The following is a 10,030-nucleotide window of genomic DNA, read 5'->3' as shown; positions in this document are numbered from 1 at the left end:
GTGGCGGAGTGCCTCAGCTCGACAACGTGAAGCGACTGTCGGCAGCACAGCAGGAAGCATACAACAACATACTGTTCCAGTTCCTGAAAAAGAACGTGGTGCTGCTGCGCGGCGTGACGTCGAGCGGCAAGACGGAGATATACATCCATCTCATCAAACAGGCACTGGAGCGCCACGAGCAGGTGCTCTATCTCCTGCCGGAAATCGCCCTGACGGTACAGATAAGGCAAAGGCTTCAGAAGGTGTTTGGCGACAGACTCGGTATCTACCATTCCAAATACAGTGATGCCGAGAGGGTGGAGATATGGAAAAAGCAACTCTCCGACTCACCTTACGATGTGATACTGGGAGCACGCTCCGCCGTGTTGCTGCCGTTCTCCAAACTCGGTCTCGTGATAATCGACGAGGAACATGAAACGTCTTTCAAACAGCAGGACCCTGCACCGCGCTACCATGCCCGCAGCGTGGCGATAATGCTCGCTCACCAGCATGGAGCGAAAACGCTGTTGGGCTCCGCCACACCATCGGCAGAGAGCTGGCATAACGCCGAGACAGGCAAATACGGTCTTGTGGAACTCGACGAGAGATACAAGGGCATCGAGATGCCGGAGATAAAGGTAGTGGACGTGAAGGACATGCAACGCCGCAAGATGATGTACGGTCCGATATCACCGCTGCTGCTCGAGACGATGAAAAAGGCATTGGATAACGGGGAGCAGGTGATACTGTTCCAGAACAGGCGCGGTTTTGCGCCGATGGTGGAATGCCGCACCTGCGGATGGGTGCCGAAATGCGAAAACTGCGATGTGTCGCTCACTTTCCACAAGAACATGAACATGCTGACATGTCACTACTGCGGTTTCACCTACAGCGTGCCAAAGAAATGTCCGAACTGCGAGGGGGAGGACCTGAGGCCCTATGGGTATGGAACGGAGAAGATTGAGGAGAAGATAATGGAACTGTTCCCCAACGTGCCCGTTGCCAGGATGGACCTCGACACTACCCGTTCCCGCAACGCATACGAGAGGATAATAAATGACTTCTCTGCCGGGCGTACGAAGATTCTCATCGGAACGCAGATGGTGAGCAAGGGACTCGACTTCGACCACGTACGTGTGGTGGGAATACTGAATGCCGACTCCATGCTCAACGTGCCCGACTTCAGGGCATACGAACACGCCTTCACCATGATGTCGCAGGTGGCGGGAAGAGCAGGAAGGAAAGGCGACCGCGGACTGGTGATACTGCAGACGAAAGACGTGGAGCAGCCCATCATAGAACAAGTGGTGACAAACAACTGGCGGGCATTCTATTCACAGCTGATGGCAGAGAGACGACTGTTCCACTACCCTCCCTTCTATCGGCTCATATATGTCTACCTGAAGCACAAAGACGATGACCGCGTGAACACGGCAGCGATAGAGATGGGCGGCAGACTGAGACAATGGCTTGGAGCAAGGGTGCTCGGTCCTGACAAGCCTGCGGTATCGAAGGTGCGCACATTCTTCATCCGCAAGATAATGCTGAAGCTCGAACCGGGTATCGACATGAAGAGGGTGCGCCAGTGTCTGTTGCTCGCCGAGCGACAGATGGAACAGGACAAGCGATACTCCTCCCTGCAGATTTACTACGACGTGGACCCGAGCTGACAGTCATCCGACTTCCGACAAATAAGCACCAATCCCCGGCTCTCTCACACGAGACAACCGGGGATTATTCTATTTCTTATAAGACCAATTGTTTTGCCCATTCCGGGACGTCGTCAATATACTGTTTGAAGACCTTTCCATCAACTGTTCTGTAAAGCAAACGCGGTAAATGGTTCTCTATCGAATTATCATAGATGTATGCACGGTCCACAAAACTTATTGCCTCGCTGGCATTAACCAAAGACTTATAATAGCGTGAGATAATTTTAGATATTGGAACCTCGTGTCCCCCTTCAAGGAACCTTTTCGTTATTCTTGCTACATTAATTTCTGGAGTAGCAGTACATACAAAGAAAAAACGAATGAAGAACCCCATCCTATGAGCTTTTTTCAAGAATTCAAGCTTCTCATCAGACGAGAATACTGTTTCAAAAACGAAATCCTGCCTACCATCAAGACATTTGTAACGCAACTCTGTAGAATAACGAGCTGCCTTTAAAACCGCTTCAGATGAATTCCAATCCCCAAACTGCTCTTGAGCTATATTGTCGGGATTTATATACAAACAACTTTCAGTCCATTCATTCGACAGCAGTTGTATGGTTGTAGATGTTTTACCGGAACCATTCGGACCGGCAACAACACATAATACAGGTCTTGTCAATTTACTCATAATCCCATTCTATGTGTCGCTTTGCGCCTAGCAATCTCAGCTTTGGCAGCATTAAATCTCTTATCAAGTTCTGCCTTGGCCTTGAGTGTTGACAGGCATGCCGATTTCTGAACTTCAAGCATTATGGCTTCCAGCATCTCATCCGTCGGTTCCTCTGCTGAATTCAATCTGTATGACCTAAGTTCTTCTTTTGACATTGCAACGAATCATTTTAAGTTCCAATTAATTAATCAATGCAAAGATTGTGCAAACGAGAGCAATGAAAATTTACTTTCAAATTGCCAAGTGCAGCCAATCTTATGCAAAGATAATGCAAGGCAAGAGCAGAATGAAATAAATACATTTATTTCTTATGCCGAGCCGCAGCTTATCTTATGCAAAGATAGTGCAAACCGAGTGCAATGAAGCTTGCTTCAATTGCTGAGGTGCAGCCTATCTTATGCAAAGATAAGACATTTTTCAATACAGAATAACAAATCAAGAAAAATAAATTGCCTTTATTACTATTACAAACACACCTAAAGGCAAGCGTGCTATCAATAATCCCCAGTCCTCTCACTACGAGACAACTGGGGATTCATCATTTATGTGTGTTATTTCAAAGAGTAGTTTCTTATCAGAAATCTATGTCAAGACCAACACCAAGCACATCATTGTTACGAGTGTAGTCTGCTGTATAAGTCAGCTTGTCTGACACCTGCTCCGAAGTCTTCTTGTGCTTGTAGAAGGTATGGAAATAAGCTACGGAGAGTGACATCTTGCTTGTCAGGTTCACTTTCGCACCGAAACCGACAGAGTTTGAACTTACCACAAACGACTTGTCGTCCATTGAGGCATCCGACAGACCATAGTTTGTGCTCTGCCATCCTGCACTCACGGTGAGCATCTTGTTAACATCATACTCAGCACCGGCATTATACTCCAGTGTACCGCGTTTGAGATTCTTGTGACGGTCTACACGCTCCTTCGTTCCGTCAGCCTTGATCCAATTGTAGCCAGAGGTTGCCTCCTTGTCGTCAAACCAGTGGAAGCCCACATTGATGCGGAGAGCATCGATAGGACTATAGCCCACTCCGAGGGTGAGCAATGCAGGAATGTCACCGGCATCCTTGTGGTTCTGCTCCGGGTCATACTCAGCAATAAGCTCGTTGATGTTCTCCTTTGCCTGCTGGATTGCCGGACTGATGCCCTGGAGCACCTGTACCGGAACACCGGCGGCAGCAAGGTTATCACCGATAGCGTTCAGCTTCTTCACAGGAGTGATGACGGTACCCTGGTTTACAAGACACAGATGGGTCTTGAACTCATACTTTGCAGAGAAGTTCCAACGGCCGGTCTTGTAGTCGATACCGATGATTGGAGTGAAGCCATAACCAGTCTGGTCGGTGTTCAGCTCAATGTCTGAACTCTCCGGATCGTTTCTGTCCACCATAGTAGAGAGTGGCAGTTTGGCACCGTTGTTACCCACGAAAGCGATGTTCTTCACATATCCGTAGTAGTTACATGTGGCGTAGATTCCTCTCACGCCTCCGAATACAGACAGGTGGTCGTTGATTCTGTAGGCAGCGCCGACAGAAAGTCCATAGTAATACTGACGACCGCGCATGAAGCTGTCGTAGGTATATCCATATCCTCCCATCGTTCCCGTTGCAGGGTTTGCGATATTTGGATTTACCGGCAATATGCCGTTAAGATATGGAGCGAGGGAGTTGCCGAGGAAACCGATGTTTGCCACAACCTTCTCGAAAGAACCGAGTCCGTTGTCGAACTTACATTTTCCACCTCCTCCGGCAAGGTCGAAGTTGGCCTGGAACGACCATCTGTTCTTGTTGTATGCATACTGGAACGAAGGAATTACAGGGGCAAAAGCCTTACCCTCGAATTTCCTTGGCGTAGTAGGATTCTTTACGTTGTAGTTGAAGAGAGCGTAGTCGTTCTCGATAGTACGTGTCTGCCATGCAGTCTGCAGATTGATGCTGAGGTGATGGCCGTCTTTCATAAATGCCACACCGGCAGGGTTGTAATACACTCCGTCAATGCCGATAGATGCCTCACGGCTCATCATACGGTTGAAAGCAATGTTCTGGTTGGTGTTAGTGAGCAGACCGCCAGCAGTGGCGGTTACTGCGGATGCCGACAACAGGGCTGCCAAGCAAACATTTTTTAAATTAATCATCTTTACCTAAAATACTTTTTAAAACAAATTGGTTGCAAAGGTATCTTATTTGTCCTTTATTTCCGTATAAAGAGTTGTTTGTTTAACATTGCTTAACCACAAAACGCCTATGTTTTGCGCAAAACAAAAGGTTTGTGCAAGAATTATAGCACAAACCTTCCATATTTATCCCCAAATGTGTATGTTATCCCCACTTGCCTATTCCTCGTCGTCTCTCTTCAGAGCCGGCTTCTTCAGTTCAGGATAGCTCACTCTCGTATGATAAATGGACTTGAGTCTTTCTATCAACACCTGCTTGGCCATCGCGATGTCGTGGAATGTGATCGGGCAATACTCAAAGTATCCCTCCTTCAGTTGTCCGTCCACAATCTTGTTCACGATATTGCTGATGCTGAATTCCGTATATTCCGGAAGCGAGCGTGCGGCAGCCTCAACGCTGTCTGCCATCATCAGGATAGCTTGTTCGCGGGTGAACGGATTAGGGCCGGGATAGGTGAAGAGCGAATCGTCTATAGGCTCATCCGGATGCTCGTTGCGATACGACACATAGAAATACTTCGTCATTCCCGCACCATGGTGAGTGCTGATGAAGTCCTTTATCACTCCCGGCAGATTATACTTCTCCGCCAGTTTCAGTCCGTCTGTCACATGGTTTATCACGATATGTGCGGCATCAATCCTCGACATGTTGTCGAGAGGGTTCACGCCATTCTGGTTCTCAGTGAAAAATGCCGGATTCTGCATCTTGCCGATGTCATGATACAAGGCTCCTGTACGCACCAGCTGCGCTTTTGCCCCGATCTTCTCGGCGATGGCAGAGGCAAGGTTGCTAACCATTATAGAATGCTGGAACGTTCCCGGCGCCACCTCGCTCAAGCGGCGCAGCAGGTCCTTGCTGGTATTCGACAGCTCGATGAGCGTAACGTTGGATATGAATCCGAACGTCTTCTCGATGATGAGCATGAGAGGATACACGAAGAGCAGCATTATACCGTTTATCACGAAATACTTATACATGCTGTTGTCAATGGTAGTGAACGTATTGTCTGTCATCAGCTGCAGGGCAAAGTAGATGGCGCAGCTCGCCAACGTCACGAAGAGCGCCGTCTTAAAGAGCTGCCCTCGCTGCGATAGTTCCCTCAGCGAGTATATCGCCACGAGTCCCGCCACGAGCTGCACGATAATGAACTCATACTGATATTTCACCGCCGCCGCACACAACATCACCATCACGATGTGTGTAAGGAATGCCGTACGCGAGTCCATGAACACACGGATGAATATGGGCGCCATGGCAAAAGGCAGTATGTAGACGCTGAACACATTGTGTTCTATCATCAGCGACACGAGGATAGGAAAGACGGTGATCATCGCATAGAGCATGGCTATGCTGCGCGGCTTGCTGAAATAGTCGCGGCGGAACATGCCGAGATACATGGTGAAGAGGATTATGAAGAGCGAAACGAATATCACCTGTCCGGCAATGGTAGAAGGCACGGCGGTTGTGCTGGCGCTACGGCGCTGGGTCTCCTTTTCAAATGAACTGAGCACACGGAAGGTGTAGTCGTCAACGATTTCTCCCCTGTCCACGATTTTCTGTCCGGCGAGCACCATACCGCTTGCCAGCGGTATCTGCCCGAGCAGATCGTTCTTCTCTGCCTCGCTCCTCTCCTTGTCGTATATCAGGTTCGGCTCTATGTATTCGTTGAGATTGCAACGCTGCAGCTGCGCACGGTAGGGTGCGAGTCTCTCGTCAAGGTATATCTGCTCATAGGCGGTCATTGTTGACAACACTCTGGATATGCGCACGCTGTAAGCAGTCTTGCCGTCAATGACCCTTATCATCTTGGTGGTATCCTGGGCTATCGACGAAAATTCCGTCGCCCCCATGATTCCAGACTTGTACAGCTGGTGCAGCTTGTCTGCCACGATGTTGGTGTAGGTAGCCGGCATACCAGGCAGTCCGCCGGTGAAGTCTTCGAAGAAGCGCGTCATCTGGGCGCTCTCCATATTCTCCTTAAAGTTGAAGTAAGGTTCGAAGTTGCGCAACAAGCTGTCGCGCTCCTGCTTTATCGCCTCGTCGGTCTTGTATATCGGGAAGTCGAACTTGGCAATCAGCGAACCATACATCCACGGCTTTCCCACGTCGTAGCGGAACTGCGGTCCGCTGTTGCGCGGAATAAACAATACGATGATGACCACGGAAATCAGGACCAGCGCCATACGGCTGAGGATCTTCTTCCATTGGTTGCGTTCAGACATGTCGTACTTATTCATATTCTCATTCTTTTATAAGTCCGGCGCAACGACAAACCAGTGTAGCTGGCGCCAGCATTAATTACAGTGTATTATCTCGGTTTTAGCCTCCGAAAAGTACCTATTATATATATAAGGCACGTTTCAACTGCGAAAATACAAAAAATAATACAACAATTGATAAAAAAGTTGTATTTTTGCACGGTTTAGCATATATCTCTTGCCCAAATGTGGCATTACGAGGTAATAAAATCAATAAATTCACATATACACATAGCAATGTCAGAAAGAAAAGTTAGGGTGCGTTTCGCACCAAGTCCCACGGGCGCCTTACACATCGGCGGCGTGCGCACAGCATTATACAACTATCTCTTCGCCAAGCAGCACGGCGGCGATCTCGTGTTCCGTATCGAGGATACCGACTCCAATCGTTTCGTACCCGGTGCTGAAGAATACATCATCGAGTCGTTCAAGTGGCTCGGCATCAAGTTCGACGAGGGAGTGAGCTTCGGCGGAAACTATGGTCCTTACCGTCAGAGCGAGCGCCGCGACATCTACAAGAAGTACGTAGACCAGCTGCTGGATGCCGGCAAGGCATACATCGCCTTCGACACTCCTGAGGAGCTCGACGCCAAACGTGCAGAGATAAAGAACTTCCAGTATGATGCACACACCCGCATGCAGATGCGCAACTCGCTTGCCATGCCAAAGGAGGAGGTTGAAGCCCTCATCGCCGACGGCAAGCAGTATGTAGTGCGTTTCCTCATCCAGCCGGGAGAGGAGATCCATGTCAACGACATGATCCGCGGCGACGTGGTGATAAAGAGCGACATCCTCGACGACAAGGTGCTCTACAAGAGTGCCGACGAGCTGCCTACCTATCATCTCGCCAACATCGTTGACGACCATCTGATGGAGATAAGCCATGTGATACGCGGCGAGGAATGGTTGCCAAGCGCCCCACTCCACGTCCTACTGTACCGTGCGTTCGGATGGGAAGACACAATGCCACGCTTCGCCCACCTGCCTCTGCTGCTGAAACCAGACGGCAAGGGAAAACTGAGCAAGCGCGATGGCGACCGCCTCGGATTCCCTGTGTTCCCGTTGGAATGGCACGACCCCAAGACCGGCGACGTGAGCAATGGTTTCCGTGAGAGCGGATATTTCCCGGAGGCAGTAATAAACTTCCTTGCCCTGCTTGGATGGAACCCAGGCACAGAGCAGGAGCTGTTCTCTCTGCAGGAACTCGTGGAGCAGTTCGACATCACGAAATGCAGCAAGGCGGGAGCACGCTTCGACTATCAGAAGGGCATCTGGTTCAACCATGAATATATCCTGTGCAAGAGCAACGAAGAGATTGCAGAACTCTTCGCCCCGATCGTTGCCGGCAACGGCGTGGACGAGTCGATGGAGCGCATCACCAAGGTGGTGTCGATGATGAAAGACCGCGTAAGCTTCGTAAAGGAACTGTGGCCTCTCTGCTCATTCTTCTTCATCGCTCCTACGGAATACGACGAGAAGACGGTACGCAAGCGCTGGAAGGCTGACTCTGCCGTGGTAATGGGCGAACTTGCCGACGTGATAGAAGGCATCGACGACTTCTCTCTCGAAAACCAGGAGAAAGTGGTTCTCGCATGGGTGGAGAGCAAGGGTTACAAGCTCGGCGACGTGATGAACGCCTTCCGTCTGGCTCTCGTCGGCATCGGCAAGGGTCCCGGCATGTTCGACATCACTGCCTTCCTCGGCAAGGAGGAGACACTGAAGAGACTCAGAAAAGCCATTGAAGTGCTGAAATAACAAACCGCATTCTATATGCCCGCTCTCCCTTCCACCGAGGGAGAGCCACAAGGGCAGAGAGAGAAACTGGAATAAAGAACTAAAAGCAACAAAGAAGCAGGCGTGTACAACATCATTATATATATATACCTTCTTGGTGTGGCGATAGCCAGCCGTTGGAACAGCAAGATACGCAAGATGTGGCGAGGGGAAAGAGAAACTTTCGACATACTGAGGCAGAAGACAGACCCGAATGCGAAATACCTGTGGTTCCATGCAGCATCGCTCGGAGAGTTTGAGCAGGGACGCCCCATAATGGAGCGTCTGCGCAAGAGCCATCCCGAATACAAGATTCTCCTCACATTCTTCTCCCCTTCTGGATACGAAGTGAGGAAGAACTACGAGGGGGCCGACATCGTCTGCTACCTGCCGCTCGACACTCCGCTCAACGTCAGACGCTTCTTCAAGATAATACACCCGGAGATGGCGTTCTTCATCAAGTATGAGTTCTGGTGGAACTACATGACATACATGAAGAAACACGACATCCCCGTATACAGCGTGAGCAGCATCTTCCGCCCGCAGCAGGTGTTCTTCCGCTGGTATGGCAACAGCTATCGCCGCGTGCTGAACTGCATCACCCGGTTCTTCGTGCAGAACGAGAAGAGCCGTGAACTGCTCGCCACACTCGGCATAACGAATGTGGAGATTACAGGCGACACGCGCTTCGACCGCGTGCTGGAGATAAAGCAGAGCGCAAGCCAGAAGCAGATGCCTATCGTGGATGCCTTCGCCAAAGGCTACAAGGTGTTCGTAGCCGGCAGCAGCTGGCCGCCAGACGAGGATATCTTCATCCGCTATTTCAACGATCACAAGGACTGGCGCATCGTCATCGCCCCTCATGTGATAGGCGAAGACCATCTGCAGCAGATACTCTCGAAGCTCAACCGCACCGCCGTGCGCTACACCCAAACCACTCCCGAAGAGGCAGCCAAGGCTGACTGCCTGATAATTGACTGCTTCGGACTCCTGTCGAGCATATACTCTTGTGCCAAGGTCACCTATGTGGGTGGCGGATTCGGAGTGGGCATCCACAATGTGCTGGAGGCTGCCGTATGGAACGTGCCGGTGATATTCGGCCCCAACAACAAGCGTTTCCAGGAGGCTCAGGAACTGCTCGCCACACAGGGCGGAATGGAGATAAACAGCTACGAGGACTTTGAGAGAATCATGGACCGCTTCGACTCTGACGCCGAATATCTCAGCATTTCGTCTGATCTGGCCGGTGCCTATGTGAAGACGAAAGCCGGTGCTGCCGACAAGGTTATCAAGGGTGTGGGACTATAATGGAATAATCACGACCGACTTCCTGTCTGCAGGACAACAAACAATATGGCAATCCCCGACATTCTTCACAGACCGTGTGGTCTGCATAGAATGCCGGGGATTGCCGTATTTATTCATTCATGTATGTCGGGGGAGGCTGTCCGAAAACTATAG

Annotated in this window: 7 protein-coding genes; 3 read left to right on the top strand and 4 right to left on the bottom strand. The window is 50.3% G+C overall.

The features are described 5' to 3' along the window. A partial coding sequence (priA, locus tag QVO99_RS06545) for a replication restart helicase PriA (protein ID WP_288177017.1) occupies window positions 1–1,649 on the top strand: 1,649 nt, incomplete at its 5' end. A gap of 76 nt (window positions 1,650–1,725) precedes the next feature. Here the strand turns inward: priA and QVO99_RS06540 are convergent. The 4 genes from QVO99_RS06540 to QVO99_RS06525 form a co-directional block, all read right to left on the bottom strand. Then, entirely contained in the window at window positions 1,726–2,322 is a 597-nt protein-coding gene (locus QVO99_RS06540) for a zeta toxin family protein (protein ID WP_022316802.1), read from the bottom strand. After that, entirely contained in the window at window positions 2,319–2,519 is a 201-nt protein-coding gene (locus tag QVO99_RS06535) for a hypothetical protein (protein WP_022316801.1), read from the bottom strand. Before QVO99_RS06535 ends, QVO99_RS06540 begins: the two co-directional genes overlap by 4 nt. Before the next feature lie 419 nt (window positions 2,520–2,938). Further along, window positions 2,939–4,498 (bottom strand): OmpP1/FadL family transporter, encoded by a 1,560-nt coding sequence (locus QVO99_RS06530; protein ID WP_022316800.1) that lies wholly within the window; start codon window positions 4,496–4,498, stop codon window positions 2,939–2,941. A 198-nt stretch (window positions 4,499–4,696) separates the two neighbouring features. Beyond that, entirely contained in the window at window positions 4,697–6,775 is a 2,079-nt protein-coding gene (locus QVO99_RS06525; RefSeq protein ID WP_022316799.1) for an HD family phosphohydrolase, read from the bottom strand. A gap of 258 nt (window positions 6,776–7,033) precedes the next feature. Here QVO99_RS06525 and gltX point away from each other — a divergent pair, with 258 nt between their 5' ends. Both gltX and QVO99_RS06515 read left to right on the top strand, forming a co-directional pair. Then, entirely contained in the window at window positions 7,034–8,551 is a 1,518-nt protein-coding gene (gene gltX / locus QVO99_RS06520) for a glutamate--tRNA ligase (RefSeq protein ID WP_022316798.1), read from the top strand. A 102-nt stretch (window positions 8,552–8,653) separates the two neighbouring features. Beyond that, window positions 8,654–9,877: a 3-deoxy-D-manno-octulosonic acid transferase gene (locus tag QVO99_RS06515; RefSeq protein ID WP_022316797.1), complete on the top strand. Its 1,224-nt coding sequence runs from the start codon at window positions 8,654–8,656 to the stop codon at window positions 9,875–9,877. Window positions 9,878–10,030: the final 153 nt, after the last annotated feature.

The sequence above is a fragment of the Prevotella sp. CAG:592 genome (genome assembly GCF_000436015.1).
GTDB classification, from domain to species: domain Bacteria; phylum Bacteroidota; class Bacteroidia; order Bacteroidales; family Bacteroidaceae; genus Prevotella; species Prevotella pectinovora.
Note: the sequence above shows the minus strand (reverse complement) of the source record. Positions and strands in the feature narration are given on the sequence as shown.

Bases quoted from the DNA above. Each gene is read 5' to 3' on its own strand.
- QVO99_RS06540 (WP_022316802.1), bottom strand. From the start codon at position 2,322: ATGAGTAAATTGACAAGACCTGTATTATGTGTTGTTGCCGGTCCGAAT.
- QVO99_RS06535 (WP_022316801.1), bottom strand. From the start codon at position 2,519: ATGTCAAAAGAAGAACTTAGGTCATACAGATTGAATTCAGCAGAGGAA.
- QVO99_RS06525 (WP_022316799.1), bottom strand. From the start codon at position 6,775: ATGAATAAGTACGACATGTCTGAACGCAACCAATGGAAGAAGATCCTC.
- gltX (WP_022316798.1), top strand. From the start codon at position 7,034: ATGTCAGAAAGAAAAGTTAGGGTGCGTTTCGCACCAAGTCCCACGGGC.
- QVO99_RS06530 (WP_022316800.1), bottom strand. From the start codon at position 4,498: ATGATTAATTTAAAAAATGTTTGCTTGGCAGCCCTGTTGTCGGCATCC.